At 59.8% G+C, this 15,965-nt stretch carries 12 protein-coding genes; all 12 read right to left on the reverse strand.

Features of this window, described 5'->3' with window-relative positions:
* Nucleotides 1–594: 594 nt before the first annotated feature.
* Nucleotides 595–1,995 (reverse strand): rhodanese-like domain-containing protein, encoded by a 1,401-nt coding sequence (locus LIO98_RS15170; RefSeq protein ID WP_291958997.1) that lies wholly within the window; start codon nucleotides 1,993–1,995, stop codon nucleotides 595–597.
* A 119-nt stretch (nucleotides 1,996–2,114) separates the two neighbouring features.
* A complete protein-coding gene (locus LIO98_RS15175) occupies nucleotides 2,115–3,290 on the reverse strand; it encodes an ELM1/GtrOC1 family putative glycosyltransferase (RefSeq protein ID WP_291958999.1) in 1,176 nt (391 codons plus the stop codon).
* The gene (gene kdsB, locus LIO98_RS15180) at nucleotides 3,287–4,042 is read right to left on the reverse strand and encodes a 3-deoxy-manno-octulosonate cytidylyltransferase (RefSeq protein WP_291959001.1); all 756 of its coding nucleotides are present in this window, start codon (nucleotides 4,040–4,042) and stop codon (nucleotides 3,287–3,289) included. Before kdsB ends, LIO98_RS15175 begins: the two co-directional genes overlap by 4 nt.
* Nucleotides 4,039–5,253 (reverse strand): hypothetical protein, encoded by a 1,215-nt coding sequence (locus tag LIO98_RS15185; protein WP_291959002.1) that lies wholly within the window; start codon nucleotides 5,251–5,253, stop codon nucleotides 4,039–4,041. Before LIO98_RS15185 ends, kdsB begins: the two co-directional genes overlap by 4 nt.
* A 174-nt stretch (nucleotides 5,254–5,427) precedes the next feature.
* Entirely contained in the window at nucleotides 5,428–6,705 is a 1,278-nt protein-coding gene (locus LIO98_RS15190) for a glycosyltransferase N-terminal domain-containing protein (RefSeq protein WP_363304544.1), read from the reverse strand.
* Nucleotides 6,706–7,710: a KpsF/GutQ family sugar-phosphate isomerase gene (locus LIO98_RS15195; RefSeq protein ID WP_291959004.1), complete on the reverse strand. Its 1,005-nt coding sequence runs from the start codon at nucleotides 7,708–7,710 to the stop codon at nucleotides 6,706–6,708.
* Nucleotides 7,711–7,712: 2 nt separating this feature from the next.
* Complete coding sequence (gene kdsA, locus LIO98_RS15200; RefSeq protein WP_291959005.1) at nucleotides 7,713–8,573, reverse strand: 3-deoxy-8-phosphooctulonate synthase; 861 nt, start codon at nucleotides 8,571–8,573, stop codon at nucleotides 7,713–7,715.
* Nucleotides 8,574–8,590: 17 nt separating this feature from the next.
* Nucleotides 8,591–10,849 (reverse strand): tetraacyldisaccharide 4'-kinase, encoded by a 2,259-nt coding sequence (gene lpxK / locus LIO98_RS15205; protein ID WP_291959006.1) that lies wholly within the window; start codon nucleotides 10,847–10,849, stop codon nucleotides 8,591–8,593.
* A gap of 1 nt (nucleotide 10,850) precedes the next feature.
* Nucleotides 10,851–12,614, reverse strand: coding sequence for an ABC transporter ATP-binding protein (locus LIO98_RS15210; RefSeq protein ID WP_291959007.1), 1,764 nt, complete (start codon nucleotides 12,612–12,614; stop codon nucleotides 10,851–10,853).
* Nucleotides 12,607–13,740, reverse strand: a complete 1,134-nt coding sequence (locus LIO98_RS15215; protein ID WP_291959010.1) for a lipid-A-disaccharide synthase — start codon at nucleotides 13,738–13,740, stop codon at nucleotides 12,607–12,609. The genes LIO98_RS15210 and LIO98_RS15215 overlap by 8 nt, the downstream gene beginning before the upstream one ends.
* Nucleotides 13,725–14,540, reverse strand: a complete 816-nt coding sequence (gene lpxI / locus LIO98_RS15220) for a UDP-2,3-diacylglucosamine diphosphatase LpxI (protein ID WP_291959012.1) — start codon at nucleotides 14,538–14,540, stop codon at nucleotides 13,725–13,727. The genes LIO98_RS15215 and lpxI overlap by 16 nt, the downstream gene beginning before the upstream one ends.
* Before the next feature lie 721 nt (nucleotides 14,541–15,261).
* A partial coding sequence (locus LIO98_RS15225) for a Synerg-CTERM sorting domain-containing protein (RefSeq protein WP_291959013.1) occupies nucleotides 15,262–15,965 on the reverse strand: 704 nt, incomplete at its 5' end.

Consider the following 15,965-nt stretch of genomic DNA (forward strand, 5'->3'; position numbering starts at 1 on the left):
CTTGGCGAGATGAAGCGCTGCTTCGCGGTCTGGAATAAGGTGGGGCTGCTGCCGAAGGGAATGCCAAGAAGGCCGGGGATGGCCGAAAAATTCCCTTGGTACCGGTAAATCGGCGTTTATAAGCACGATTTGCGTCATAAAAAGGGGGCTCCGAATCCTCACCGTATGAAGATACGGTTCCGGTATCGGAGCCCCCTTTTTATTTAGCAACTCGCACTTCTAAACGCCGATTTATCCCCGATATGGGAAACTGTAAATAGTGGTTTATCGTCCAGCATATTGAGGCAAAAGCCGCCGTGTGTCCCTGCCTTGTTGCACCGGCCTCCGAGCCGGCGCCCAGTGTCTCCGGGCTGTTTCTGTTTCATGACATGCGGGAAAGACAAAACCCAAGTCTCTGGATGCCGGGTCAAGCCCGGCATGACAAACAAAAGCAAAGCAAAATTGTATTTATCTACCTTATTGAAGATAAATCGGCGTTTAGACGTGCGAGTTGCTAAATAACTTTGGGCTCTGGAACCGGAGCCGTATTTTCATACGGCGAGGATGCCAGAGCCCGAAGTTATGACGCAAATCGTGCGTATAAACGCCGATTTACTACGGTTTAACCAGCGGCAGCTCGGGATTTCCCGCCCATGCCTGAAATCCTTCGTCGTAGTTCTGGCTCTTCACGAAACCGCTGTAGCGGAGGAGCATCGTGACGAAGGCCGAGCGGACGCCAGCCGTATCGTAGACGACGATCTCGCTATCCGGCGTGATGCCGTGCTGTGCGAGAAGGGCCTGCACCTCTTCAGCCGGTTTGAAGTGGCTGTCGGCGGTGAGGAATGATTCCCTCGGGATGTTGATCGCTCCGGGAAGATGCCCCGCGCGCTTCTCCTGGAAGGGACGGATCTTGCCGAGGAACTCCGGCTCGGTGCGGACGTCGAGGATTACGAGGCCAGGCTTGCCGATATTGTTGTTTATCCACTCGGTGGTGGCGGTATAGTTCGGAACGTATTGTTTGATCGTGAAGGCGACGGCTTTATTGGTGTTTTTGGTCTTTGTCACCTGTCCGCCGGCCGCCTTCCATGCGCCGATGCCGCCCTCAAGTATCTTGGCGTTTTTGATTCCGGCCTGACGCAGTATCCAGAGGGTCCAGCCGCTCTGCCCCCATCCGCCCGCGTCGCAGTAGGCGATGACCGTCTTCTTGCCGTCGACGCCGAGCGCGCCGATGCGTTTGGCCATCGTCGCCGCGGGCCAGATGACGCCCCATTTTTCAGTTCCCTGTTTCGCGTTCATGTTTGCGAAATAGGTCCACGGCGCGTTGACCGCACCGGGGATGTGTCCGCCGCTGTAGAGGCTCTCGGGGCGTGAGTCGATAAGTATCACCTTGCCGCGGTTGGTCTTGAGCCATTCGGCGCTGACGACGAGGCTTTCCCTTGTCTCGGGGGCTCCGGCCTGCATCGCCGCCGGTTTCAGCGGACGTCCTGCCGGTATCTCAGCCGCGTCTGTGACGGCTGGCGTGACAGGTGCCGCCGGTTCCGCCGCTTTAGGCTGTTCGGGAGCCGTCTTTACCGGTTCCGCCGGTTTTACGGCCGTGGCGGGCTCCGTCTTGGCCGGCGCGGAAGCGGCCGGTTCGGCTTTCTTTGTCTCCGCCGGTGGGACCGCTACGGTGCCTCTGTTGTTCGGCGAGGTCTCCTGCTCCTTAGCCGCCTTTTCCGCCGCCTCTTTGACGATCTGGTCCATCGTTGACGAGGCCTCGTTCTTTTTTGTAGTCTCTTTCTGCGCGGGGGCGGGAGCTTTTTCCGCCTCGGGCTTTTTCTCCTCGGCCTTCTTCGGAGCTGCCGCCTCTTTCTGGTCCCCCGCCTTTTCTTTGTTCGCCGCTTTATTGGCCTGAACCTGCGAGAGTATGGAATCCGCTGCAGAGTCGTTGTTTTTCGTCTCCTCCGTCGCCGCGACGGCGGAAGTTGCTCCGGCGACAAGCGCCGTAACGAGCATCATTGTGAGAAATTTTTTCATCTTACCATTCCTTCCTTGTCTTTCACCCACTGCTTGATTGGAAACCTTCCGTGCGGTCTCCGTACATAGCGGGAATTATAGCATAATTTGCTTTGTATTACTCATTTTCTCTGAAAAGGTTACTTCCAGTTGTCGTATATCCACTGCGCGGCACGTTTTGCCTCGTTGAATTCTTCCGAAGTCTCTTCGGTGGGAGATAGCTGTGTATTTTCCCGGCGAACGCGCAGCCAGTCCCTGTATTCTATCAGGGAGTCGTTCCTCGCGAAATGGTCGAATACGAGGTCGAATTTCGGAATGCCCCAGAGCATGTTCGGCGAGAGGGCACCGGCGTTTACCAGTGAGGCGGTAGCCCTCTGGATCAGCCCTTTGAAGCCCCCGCGGTGTTCCACGCGCAGCAGCACCGCGCGGTGGCCGCCCGTGATCGTCTCGGAGACCATGTTGACCGAGTCCTCGGTGCAGAATACCTCTTTGGAGAAGCCGAGCATCGCCGGTATGGGGTTGAAGTCGTCCTCTGAGGCGACGAGCAGATACTTGACGGCGGGGGAGTGAGCGGCAAGCGTCTTGACGGTCTTCACCGCCGCGGGGCTTGTGCGCCGTGAGGTGGTGATATAGAGATCCGCGCCGGCATGCTGCGCGAGGTTCAATATCTGCCCCAGCTGTTTTTTGACCCATTCCGGGGTGATAACGTAGTTCGCGTCGTCTCCGCCGATGAGCACCGACCAAATCTCACCCGCGGAGGAGGGATGTTCGGCGAGCAGCGCCGCCGCCTCTTTTTTTAGGTTTTCTTTGATGACGTAGTTTGGCGAGCCGAGCGTCACAAGGATGTTGGGTTTCCGTTCCGGATAGTCGTGTTCCGGTACGATCGCGAAGTCGAAGGGGTCGGTGCCAATCGTGCCTGGGGTCATGATGGTCGCGCAGGCGCAGCGCCAGATATAGCCGAGGGCGATGTTGTAGGGGGCGGGGGTGCTGCCGGCGGAGATTATCAGCACGGCTCCCGAACCCTCTTGGATGTTGCGTTCGGCAAACCATTGGCCTACGCGGCGTATCAGCGCGTCGCCGTCCGCCGCGGCGAGCCAGTCGCGCGCGTCGCGCCGCGTGCCGCCCGCTGCCAGAGAACGTGCGGCGGTCTTGGCGCGCGCCTTGGCCGCGCCCGTAAGGGCGGGAACTTCGCTCTCAAGTATCTCCGCCCCGGTCAGCTGCGAGAGCCAATGGGCGACGCCGCGGCTCTGGTTTATATGGCCGCGGATGCCGTCGCTGAGGATGAGTATTGCCCTTAAGGAGTTTCCCGCGTTCATTTTTCTTCGTTTTTCTTTTGGGCGAATATCCGCCGCGCCTCTTCAAGATCCTCAAGCGTGTTGACGTTGGGTCCCTCGGAGGGGTATTTTGTCGGGATGACCGCCATTGAGTAGCCGTGCTCCAGTATACGCAGCTGTTCGAGGCTCTCCGTCCGCATCAGCGGCGTAGGCGGGAGCGCCACGAATTTGAGCAGGAACTGCTTGGTAAAGGCGTAGATGCCGAGGTGTTCCCAGACGGGGCAGCCGGCGCTGCTGCGCGGATAGGGAATAGGCGAGCGGCTGAAGTAGAGCGCGCGGCCGTTTTGGGCGCGGACCACCTTCACGATGTTGGGGTTCCGGAAGTCCTCTTCCCTGGTGATCGGCACGCAGACGGTCGCCGAATCGGCCTCCGGGTCGGCGGCGAATCCCGCCGCGAGTTCGCGCAGCATGCGCGGGTCAAGCATCGGCTCGTCCCCCTGGATGTTGATTACGTAGTCGGTGTCTATCTTCGCGGCAATCTCCGCGACACGGCTTGAGCCGTCCGGGTGGTCGGCGCGCGTCATAAGGACGTCGGCTCCCACCTTTTCGGCGGCGTCGTAGATGCGGTGGTCGTCTGTGGCGATCACCACGCGAAAGAATACGCCGGAGGCGAGTGAACGGCGGTAGACGTGTTCAAGCATCGTCTTGCCGCCGATCTCCAGCAGCGGCTTTCCGGGAAGGCGCGACGAGGCGTAGCGCGCCGGTATTACTCCGAGGAATTTTGGCTCCGTCATCTGTTCTGCGCCTGCCATTCTCTGTATTTTTTCAGCATCTCCGCGCGGTCGAGCGGCCTGACGTTTTCGACGATCCATTCGCGCATTGCCCGGCCCTCTTCCGTCTCCTGCTTATAGCTCATGAATTCAAGCTCGATGCCGAGCGCGTCGGCGATCTTTGCCGCGAATACCGGCCAGATCATACCGATGTCGCCGATCACGGGCAGACTTCCCTCGTGGCGGGCGAAGGCGGACATCTCCATGCGGAAGGGGATCTTCGAGATCTTCGTCTTTGGCAGCCCCTTGTCGATCGCTTCCTGGATCATCGCGCTTGACTTTTGCAGGTCCTGAGCGCGGCGCAGGTTTTCGTCAAGGTCGAAGCGGATGAGGGACTTGTCTTTCAGACTGTAGACGGGCTGTCCCTGCCACCAGGACCAGATGCCGTGGCCTGTATAGGTCTCAAATGGGCCGTCGTGTATCTCCTGCGTCAGCGCCACCGCCGATTCGATGATGACGTCGGCGGAGCCCAGCATCGCGGCGATACGGCGCGAGCGTTCGGCGATGGGGATGCTGTCGCCGACCGCGAGGCCGACGTGGCCGTCGCCGACCAGCTGCGGGATCGTCACAAGAACGGGAACGCCCTTGGCGGCGCCGCTGCCGAGCATCGTGCGCCGGTCGCAGCCCCAGCCAGCGACGGTCTCAAAGGGCAGGCCGGACTGGCGGCAGAGAGAATGTATCTCCTCCGCGAGCCTCTCCGTGCGCAGCCCCATCGGGTAGGCCATGTTCGCCGCGGCCTTGATCACCATGTGCCCCTCGGCGCTGTGGCGTTTCGTGAGAAGCTCGTCGTCAAGGATCATCTCTTTCGCGAGCTCCGCGAGCTCCCCGTCGCTCATATCGGTGAATTCAAAGACGTTGCCGCGCGGCATCTTGTCCTCTTCAAGGCCCAGCTGGGATGCGCCGCACATCTTCACCAGGTCTAGCGCGCCGCCCATTTCGTGATTGACGACGGCGGAGCTGGTCGTGACGCCGTCGACGACGCCCTTTTCGATCAGCTCGGCGATGAGGGTAGTGACGCCCTCGTGCAGGTTCGGGCCGCTTCCGGTGACGACCGCCACCTTGCCGCCGCGCTTTTTAGCGGCGACGACCCGCTCTGCGGCGGCGTCGAGCGCCTCCTGTGAACGTTCGTCGAGTCCCCTGTAAAATTTCTCTATCAGTTCACGGTTGATATTCATAAACAATCTTCCTCCCGCGTCATAATTAGGTGCAGCCGGTCAAAGGCCCCCGCCTTACGGCGTGTTTCGCCTGCGGCTCCAATATTATTATAGTATACGCCCGATAGACAAACTATTCGGTTCGCAAAAATTAAAAAGTCGAGCTTTCAGATCATCTGACGTTGATAAAATGCCTTAACCGTAACCACTTAGATATTTTTTTATCATTTGCCATGTGCGCATGGAGGCGCCGCATGATTTTTCAAAGTAATCGCGGCTCAGCCGCTGCCATCTCTCTCCGGTATCCCTCTCCGCGGCGAGGCAACGCCATACCTCGGCGAGCTCCCTTTCGTCCGCCACCTGAGCCGCCGCCCCCATTAAGATGAAGGCGCGCGAGGCCTGCGCGAAATCCTCCATGTGAGGGCCGTACTGTACGGGGACGCCCCAGGAGAAGGGCTCGAGGATATTCTGCCCCCCCTTGTCGGCGAAGCTGCCGCCGACGAAGGCGGAGTACGCCGTGCCGTAGAGGTCGAAAAGCACTCCGATCTTATCTATGATAAGGACGTCCCAGCCCTCCGCGAGCGCCGACAGCCTCATGGTTTTATATTTTTCCGGAACGAGCGAGGCGACCGCCTCCGCCCTCTCCGGGTGGCGGGGTGCGATGATGAGCCGCGCCTCCGGCCTGCTCCCGCGCAGCAGCTCAAAGGCGGCGATGACCTTTTCGTCCTCGCCCGTATGGGTACTGCCGGCGATGAATATCGGGCGCTCCGGCGCGCCGAATTTTTCCCGCCAGCCGTCGCGGGCTGCGGTGTTCTTTCTCGCGAGCAGCGCGTCGATCTTGCTGTCTCCGAGGACGTGAAGCTTTTCCGCCCTTACGCCGACCTCCGAGAGCCGCCGCGCGTCCTCTTCGTCGCGGAGATAAAGCTCGCTGAATAGCGAGTAGAGGCTGGCCGCCGCATGTTTGGCGATCCCGCCGCTGATACGGCCCCATGTACGGTCGGAGATGCGGCCGTTGATGAGAAAGGCGGGAATCGCGCGCTCGCGGCACTCCCAGAGCATGTTTGGCCAGAGTTCGGTCTCCGCGGTCACAAACAGCTCCGGGCGAAGCGTATCAAGCGCCAGCGCGACGAACCTTTTCTTATCCCATGGATAGTAGATATGGAGGTCGAATAGTCCGCCGCCGAGCCGCTCGGCCATCGCCTTTCCCGTCTGCGTCGTCGTCGAGAGGACGACGGGGCCTTTGTAGCCGTCGGCCCGCGCCGCCTTTATAAAGGGCACCGCCGCCTGCACCTCGCCGACCGAGACGGCGTGCACCCACACGGGACGCGCGCCGGAGAGCTGCGCGAGCTTTTCAGACGGTATCTCTCCCTGACGCTCGTCGTTGCCCTCGGTATATTTAGCCTTAAGCCTGTCCTGCGAAAGGGCGAAGAAGGCGTTTATCGGAAGCTGGTACAGACTGCGCAGCAGCGACAGCTAGGCCACCCCCGCCTTAAGGATCTCGTGGATGTGGACCATGCCGATCGGCTTGCCGTCCTGTACCACGATGAGGGCGGAGACCTCCCACTCTTCTACGATGCGCACCGCCTCGACGGCGAGCCGTTCCGGCCCGATGACGCGCGGGTTCTTCGTCATGGCGCGGAAGACAGGGAGTTCGAGGCCTTCAAGCCCCTCTTTTTCGATGAAGCGGCGCAGGTCGCCGTCGGTGAATACGCCGGTGAGTTTGCCCTCGTCGTCGACGATCGCCGTCGCGCCGTAGCCTTTGCTGGTGATGTCAAAGAGCGCGTCGCGCACCCTCGCGTCCTGCTTGGTGATCGGCATCCTGTCCCCGCTGCCCATAAGGTCGGAGACGCGCAGCAGCAGCCGCTTGCCGAGCGAGCCGCCCGGGTGGAAGAGTGCGAAGTCCTCCTTCTGGAGGCCGAGCAGCAGAGTAGACATGCCCGCCACCGCGTCGCCGAGCGCCATCTGCAGCGTCGTGCTGCTGGTCGGCGCGAGCTTCAGCGGGTCGGCCTCGGATTCGACGTGGCAGTTGAGGACGATGTCCGCCTCGCGCGCGAGCATCGATTCCGGATTGCCGGTGACGGCGATGATCGGCGCGCCGAGCCTCTTGAAATAGGGGATGAGCGCGATCAGCTCCTGTGTCTCGCCGCTGTTGCTGAGGAAATATCCCACGTCTTCACGGCAGACCATGCCTAAATCGCCGTGCGCCCCCTCCGTGGCGTGGAGGAAGAAGGCCGGTACGCCGAGGGAGGCGAAGGTCGCCGCCGTCTTGCGCCCTACATGGCCCGATTTGCCGAGTCCGGAGACGACGATGCGTCCGCGGCAGCGGCTTACGAGGTGGGCGGCGGAGGCCATCTCCCCGCCCATTTTTTCGGTCGCGCTTCTGAGCGCCGCCGCCTCTTTGAGCATGATATCTCTTCCGGTGGCAAGCAGCTCCTCGGATGAGAGTTTCTTTTCTTCACGTTCGTACGGCAGATTCATCTCTATTCCTCCGACCAGTCAAGGGCCGCGAAATCTATCTTTTCGCGGACGATCTTATCTATCTCGTATGTCTGGCGCAGCACCTCGCGCACCTTGGAGAGCGGGATCGAATTGGGGCCGTCGCATTTCGCGGCGTCGGGATTCGGGTGTACCTCCATAAAGAGCGCGTCGATGCCGAGCGCGGCGGCGGCGCGGATCAGAGGCAGCACGAAGGAGCGGTCGCCTCCGCTGCAGGTGCCCCTGCCGCCGGGTTTCTGGACGCTGTGCGTCACGTCGAACATCACGGGGCAGCCGAGCGCGCGCATGACGGGCAGCGAGCGGAAGTCCACCGATAGCTCGTGATAGCCGAAGGCCGTTCCGCGCTCGCAGAGGATGACATCCTCACAGCCGCTTTCGCGGCACTTGCCGACGACGGAGCCCATGTCCTCGGGGGCCATGAACTGCGCTTTTTTGACGTTAAGCGGCTTGCCCGTTTTGCTTGCCGCCGCGAGCAGATCGGTCTGACGGCAGAGGAAGGCCGGTATCTGCAGCAGATCCACGTGACGCGCGGCGATCTCCGCCTGGCTTGGCTCGTGGATGTCGGTCACCACGGGAACATCCGCGAGCCGTCCGATTTCCGAGAGCCATTCAAGCCCCGTTTCTATTCCCGGGCCGCGGAAACTTGTGATTGAGGTCCTGTTGGCCTTGTCGAAAGATGCCTTGAATATGTAATTGAAACCAAACTCCGCGCAGTATTTCTTCATCTCGCGGGCGATCATCAGCGCCTCGTCAAAGGTGTCGAGCACACAGGGGCCGGCGGCGACCGTCAGCCTCGCGCCTCCGACCGTGATGTCCCTCACCCTGACCTCTCTTGCGGTTTTCATTTCATTCAGCTCCTTATCTATTTCTCCAGCGATTCCAGATGATTTCTGTATTTTTCATATACGCGGCAGCGCGTATCCCAGCCAAGTTCTTCCGCGCAGTACTCTACCACCTTTTCCAGCGCGCCGGTGCGTCCTAAGTTTTTCATTCCCGCCTCCTGCATGGAGCGCCGCAGTTTATTGTCGGAGAGTACCGTCCAGGCGGCCTCGGAGAGCGCCGCCGGTTCCGCGGGGACGAGTATCTCCGCCTCGCGCAGCAGCTTTTTTTGACGTAGTTTCCCGCGCTCTATTATTGAGACGACCGGAATTCCCAATCCGGCGCATAGCTGGTTAGCCGTGCCGCCAAGCCCGATCAGCAGCTCCGCCCCATAGGCGACGGCGGCGACCGGTTCGTAACAAACAGTCACGCTGATATTTTCGGAACAGAGCTCCGTTCCGTTCTCCGAGAGCTCCCAGCCATCAAGATTCTCCGTCATCTTTTTGATGTCGATCGTCGGCGCCGGGACCATCACGAAGCTGCACTCCATCTTCGCAGCAAGCAGCGATATCGTGTCAAGTATCAGTTTGATATCCTCATAGGCGCGCGGCCTGCTCCCAGGCAGCAGCAGTATCTTCGCGCCGCGTTCGCCCCAGACGAAGGCCGGGTTTTTCACCTCGTCGAGCAGGTCCATTACGGGATTGCCGTAAAAGACCGCCGGTACGCCGTCCTCTATGAGCTCGCGGGCCGTCTCCTCGTCCCGTGTCCAGACGAGGACGCTGCGCCTGCGCAGCAGCCACTTTTCTATCCAGAGGTGACCGCTGAGATGCACGGTCTTCGCGGTTGCGACCAGTATCGGCTTCATCCCCTGTCCCCAGAGGACGCTGGCGAGCAGGTAGACGTCGCCGACGCAGAGAGGCGTGCGGTACCTCCCAAGCAGGGAACGCATCCGGTCCCGCTGTTTCCTGATCGACCGGCCGAGGCCGTGGCGCAGATCCTGGAACAGGTCGGTGAGGTGGTATTTTACGACGCCGCCGCTTGGCATCTCCGCCGGCGGCGAGACGACGCGAATACCGTTCAGCGAGTATGGTTTGCCCGAGCCCACGAAGGTGAAGGCGTCTATCTGCGCGCATTTGAAACGCTCGATGAGCTTCTTCGCCAGCACGAGTCCGATGGCGTCCTCGCCGTGGCCGTTGGAGGTGACGAGGAAGGCTGGGCGCAGCCTCTCCATTATCTTTTTGCGGAAGGCGAGCGGGTCGTGGAGCGACACCGCGATTGAGGGTACGTAGAGCGGGCGGCTGAGAAAAAGCTCCCGCGGCATGTTCATGAGATCCTTCTCCGTGCAGATGAAGCCGTCGGCTCCGCTCTCCTCCGCAAGCGCGTCGAGCTCCGCCAGCTCATCCTTCGTCAATATATGGTGATCCCTGTAGGTGCGGCGCAGCGCGACGCCGACTCCCATCTCCTCAAGGAAATTATAAAAGCCGCCGGGATTTCCGATCGCCGAGACCGCGATGTAGCGGCCGCATGGCAGGAATCCTTCTGGAAGTTTCTTCTCCCCTTCCCGCGTGATCTCCATCCATCTTTCGAGTTTTATGTCGGCGGTGAATATTTTATCCGGCTCCACATAGGGCGCGAGTCTTTTCTTTATCGATTCCCCGGCTCCCGGGGCGGCCTGATTGGCCTTGGTGAGAACGACGATATCCGCGCGGCGGAAGGCCGACATCGGTTCGCGCATGGAGCCCGCGGGAATCACCTGCCCGTTGCCGAAGGGACAGGTGGAGTCGACGAGAACTATGTCTACGTCGCGTCCCATCTTACGGTGCTGGAAGGTGTCGTCCGTGACTGCGACCTCCACGCCGAGCGCGGCGAGCAGCTTCACGCCCTCGATGCGGTTGCGCGAGACGACCACCTTGGTATCCGGCAGCCTTTTCGCCAGCATCAGCGGTTCGTCGCCCGCGAAGTCGCGGTGCGTGCTCTTACCGTCCTGACCGATCCAGAGGGGCGGATGTTCTTTTGTCCGGTAGCCGCGGCTCACGAGCCCAGCCTTTATTCCCGCTTCGGCAAACTGGCGGACGATGTATTCGGCCATAGGGGTCTTATTGGTGCCGCCGAAGCTGTTATTGCCGATGCTTATTGTCGGCAGTATCGGGTCGGTGACGGCGAATATCCCGCGGTTGAAGAGGCCAATGCGCAACTTCATCCAGGCACACGTGACGAACTGGCAAGGATATAATAGGCTCCACGGCGAAAACCGGCTCTCGCCGCGTGCGTATTTTAAGTAGCTGCGCAAAATTTTCGACATTTTAACCCACTTCCGTATGTTCTCCGTTGCTCGCTGCGAATAACCTGTAATAGTGTCCGCCGGCGGCCACAAGTTCGTCGTGCGTGCCCGCCTCGGCGATCTTACCGTCCCTCAGTACCAGAATGCGGTCGGCGTCGCGTATCGTCGACAGCCGGTGCGCGATGACGATGGAGGTACGTCCCTCCATCGCGTTGCGCATCGCCTCCTGCACCTGCTGTTCGACGAGCGCGTCGAGCGACGAGGTTGCCTCGTCCATTATCAATATCCGCGGGTCGCGCACTACGGCGCGCGCGATGGCGACGCGCTGGCGCTGCCCGCCTGAGAGCGTCACGCCGCGCTCGCCGACCTCGGTGTCGAAGCCGCGCGGCAGCGTCATGATGAAATCATAGATACCGGCCATCTTCGCCGCCCGTTCGAGGCTTGCCTTCATCATGCTGCGGCAGCCGTAGCCGATATTGTAGGCCAGAGTGCCCTTCATAAGTACGGGGTCCTGGGGTACGACGCCTATCTGGCGGCGGTACGATTTTAATTCAAGGTCGCGGAGGTCGATCCCGTCGACCTTGACGGCGCCGCCCTGCGGGTCGTAAAAGCGCATCACGAGGTCGGCGATCGTCGATTTGCCGGCGCCGGTAGGGCCGACGATCGCGACCTTCTCGCCCGGTTTTATCTCAAAAGATATGCCGTTGAGGACATGTTTCGAATCGTTATAGCGGAAATCGACATTTTCAAAGCTCACATGCCCTGTCATTGGCGAATGGACGACCGGGTGTTCGGCGAGCGGCACCTCGTTGGCCTCGTCCAGTATCTCAAAGACGCGGTCGGCGGAGGCGGCGCCCTGCTGTATCGTGCTGACGACGCGGCTGAGCACGCGCACCGGCTGCACGAGCAGGCCGATGTAGGTGAGGAAGGCGATGAGACCGCCGGCGGTGAGCTTCCCGCCGATCACGTTGCGGCCGCCGATCCAGAGGATGGCGGCGAGCGCCGCGATAAGGATGACCTCTACGATGCCCTCCAGCGCGCCGCGTACCTGCGTTCCCTTCATCACCGCTTTAAAGTGAAGGTCACTTTCCTCCTTAAACCGCTCGTACTCCTCTTCCTCGGTGGCGAAAGAGCGGACAATCTTTATTGACGAGACCGCCTCCTGCGCGATCGCGGCGACCATTGCGAGGCGTTCCTGGATCACCGTGCCCACCCTGCGCAGCTTCGACGAGGCCTGGTCGATGGCGAAGACCGCTATGGGGATCACCATGAAGGTGGCAAGGGTCAGCCGCCAGTTAAGGAAGAGCAGCAGCCCGATAATTCCGATAAAGGTGACGCCCTGTACGACAAAATCGACAACTACCGAGGCAAGGATATTCTGCAGCGTCGACACGTCGTTAGTGATGCGCGAGAGGAATTCGCCGGAACGCCTGCTGTAGAGCGTCAGCAAAGAGAGTCTCTGTGTGCGGTCATAGAGCTCGAGGCGGATATCGATGACCACCTTTTGTCCCACCCAGGTCATGAGATAGAGGTTCGCGTAGGTGAATACGACCTTGAGGATATATAGAAAGACGACGCTGAAACAGAGAAGGTTCAGCATATAGGTCTCCTTGCGGATGAGCACGTCGTCGACGACGTTCTTTATGAGCCACGGCGGGGTGATTGCGGCGATCGCGGACAGCGCCATACAGATAACGGCGTAGATGAGCCGTTTTTTATAGGGGATGCAGTATCTCAGGACCCTCAGGTAAGAGGACCATTCATTTTTATCGGTAAGTTTAAGCATTGGCGGCGGCCTCCATTATGCGCCTGCTCCAGAAATCGTATACGCCCTCTTCGCCGAGCGTGAGCAGGGTGCGTTTCATGGTCTTTTTTGTATTTTCGCGGAAGTCCCCGCCGTCCTCCAGCCACGCGAGAGTATGTTCGAGAATGTTTTTTACGGTGGCTTTCTCCTGCAGCAGCTCGGGGAACATCTCTTCGCCGGCGAGGATGTTGGCCATCGCGTAAAAGGGCGTCTTGACGACGCAGCGGCCAACGAGCGCCGATATCGGATTCAGCTTGTAGGTGACGACCATATAACAGCCGAGAAGCAGTGATTCGACGGTGATCGTGCCGCTTGCGCCGACTGCGCAGCGCGCGGCGGCCATCAGGTCATGGCCGGGGCCGTCGTAAAAGAGGACTCCGTCTCTCGTGAATTCTTCGATCATGTCGCCGCGCACCGCGGGGTTGAGTCCCGGCGCGACGGAGAATACCGGCTGCCAGCCTCTTGCCGCGAGCATGTCGGCCACCTTGCGCATCATCGGGAGCAGCGCCGTTATCTCGCTTCTTCTGCTTCCGGGGAGGAAAGCCACCATTCGTTCGCGGTCAAAGCGTCCCGCGAGTTTGGAGGGCTCGGCGGCAAGCCTGCCGAACTCTTCGACAAGCGGGTGTCCGCGCCAGTGGCTTGCGCAGCCGCGCGAGAGCAGATATTCGTGTTCGAATTTAAAGAGGGGCAGACATTCGTCCACGTTGCGGCGCAAGTCTTCCGCGCGTCCGCTGCGCCAGGCCCAGACCGAGGGCGGCGAAATATAAAAAATACGTCCCCGATAGCCGCGCGAACGCAGCTTGGAGATCAGATGCATGTGATAATCGGGGCTGTCACAGACGATGACCGCCTCGGGCGCGGTTTCGAGAATGCGTCTCACCATCTCGCCGCGCAGCGCGATGATTGAGGGGATTGTGGATAAAACCTCCATGAGGCCGAAGAGCTGCAGCCGTTCGCCGGGCCATTCGACGCGTATCCCCGCTTCACGGGACTCGACGCCTCCCATGCCCCAGATATCGCCGCCGTAGCCGCAGGCACGCAGCCTCTTAGCGAGATTCGCGGTGTAATGGTCTCCCGACGCTTCGCCGGAGCTTATAAAGATCGACAAACTTCGACACCTATCACGGAGATATTTTCTTTTTCGGCGACGGCCTGGAACTCTTCCGGTTCCAGGATCAGCGTCCATCCCGCGTGAAGCGCGAGACAATTCAGTTTTGCCTGCGCCATGTGACGCAGTGTGTCGGGGCCGACGGTGGGAATGTCGTAACGCTCGTCCTGGTCGAGGCGCATCATCTTGGCGACCGTGCCGCCCTTGCAGAGGGAGCCGGCGCGAAGCAGGGTCGCGTCCGTTCCCTCCATCGCCTCCACGGCGACCACCGAACGTTTGTTGACGATGACGGTCTGTCCGAATGAGAGCGGCACCACGGCCCTGCAGATCGAAAAACCGTAATCGGCGTCGTCCAGCTCCTCCTTGGTCGGCGTCCGTCCCGCGATATGCCCGCTCTTCGCGAGCAGGTCGGGGACGATGTCACGGTAGCTGAGCACGCTGAACCCCTCTTTCTCAAGGAAATCGACGATCGCCCCGAGGATCGAATGGTCGTCGCGGAAGAGCAGCCCCGCGAGGAAACGCTGCGTGGTGAGGTCGAAGAGCGAGGGTTTGAAGACGAGAGTCTTCGATACCGTTCCCGCCATGATGATGCTCTTCACGCCGCGCTTCTTCATGTCCTTTATCGTAAAGCCAAAGTCTGGTTTGGTAATGTTTATAACGTCAAGCGCGTACTTAGACAGCTCGCCGATACTCTCCCGGATAGAATAGACGACCGGCGGATTGCCGTTATTCGTCAGCCTGCTTGCTATCACAACGGGAAGCGATCCCTCACCGGCGATAAGAGCTATCTGGTTATCCAAAACGATTCCTCCCAAAGATACCGGCCTCTGCGCCGGTGAGAACTGCCTCTATAGATAATTCTCACACAAAACCACCATTAGAGGCATTTTAAATAAAAATGCCGCAAGACATTACGTAAGTATAGCATAAAGAGCCGCTTTTGCAGCTTACAGCCGCCGTCTAAAACAGGGTAAACCATCAGCGAAAGTCAGAAAGGATATAAATCGGCGTTTATAAGCACGATTTGCGTCATAAAATGGGGGCTCCGAATCCTCACCGTATGAAGATACGGTTCCGGTATCGGAGCCCCCATTTTATTTAGCAACTCGCACTTCTAAACGCCGATTTATCTCCGATGGGGCAATGATAAACAGCGATTTAGCTTCTGCCCTTGTAGCCTCCCTCTCTGAGGGAGGTGGCGGCCGCCTGCTTTTGGCGGCTGACGGAAGGAGTGTTGCTCTGTTTGGCGCGGTAACCGCGTCAAACAGAGTCCGCGGCAAAAGCCGCGGGAGAACCTAAGGTCAACTCTCCCTCAGTCCCTACGGGACAGCTCCCTCAGAGAGGGAGCCAAAATCTTTGATAAACCGCTATTTATCATTCAGCTTAGCGCAAAGCGTTGGCCTTTATTTTGTTGCGCCCGTATGTTTGGGATGCTCTCTTCGCTGAATGCACAAAAAAAGAGGCGGAGTTTATCGTCCGCCTCTTTCACTGTTACTGCCGTTTATTATAGGGGTTATTCGCTTACTTCCTGCGTCTTGCCGCCGCGAGCGGCAGCAGCGCCAGCAGTGCTAAGACTCCCACACCCGCGGAGCAGCCGCTGCTTGAACCGCCGGAGGGTTTCGGCGCCTTCGCCTCGTTCATCGCCATCGCCACGGGGTCGATTACGCTGCCCATGGTTTTGTCGTAGTCGAACTCTCCATTATCCTTGACGAAGAGTATGAGCGTGTATGTCGCGGTCGGATCGATTTTGTCGGTAAAGGCGAGATTGTTTCCCTCCACGTTTTTGAGCGTGAAGCTCTGGTCGGCGTAGCCGGCCGGCTCCGCGGTATAGCCGAACTTCGCGCCTGTCCCGTCCCTAAGTATTTTGATGAGCGTGATGTCGCTGACTATATTGTTTGCCGCCGCGCCAAGCTGAGCGCCGGTCGTCTTCATCGCGAGAGCCGCGACTTTGCCGTCGCTAATCGCCGCCGTGATGACGGGCAGAGTTACGATCGTCTTCGGAGCCACCGCCGCGTCGTCCGACATTACGGAAACCATGGCCGTCTTTGCGATCACGGGGTCGACCGTGATGTTGCCGTCAGCCGTCGCGGTGAAGAAACCTTCCTTAACGTCCGCGCTTTTCGCGAGGGCTCTGGCGTTCTCTGCCGTCGCCGGAGTGATGACTGGTGTCGCCGGCTTCACATCTGCCGGTACGTTCTTGTCCGTCTTCACTGGGTTATCCTTTT

Origin of the sequence: Cloacibacillus sp. (assembly GCF_020860125.1) — a bacterium.
In the GTDB taxonomy this organism is placed as follows: Bacteria; Synergistota; Synergistia; order Synergistales; family Synergistaceae; genus Cloacibacillus.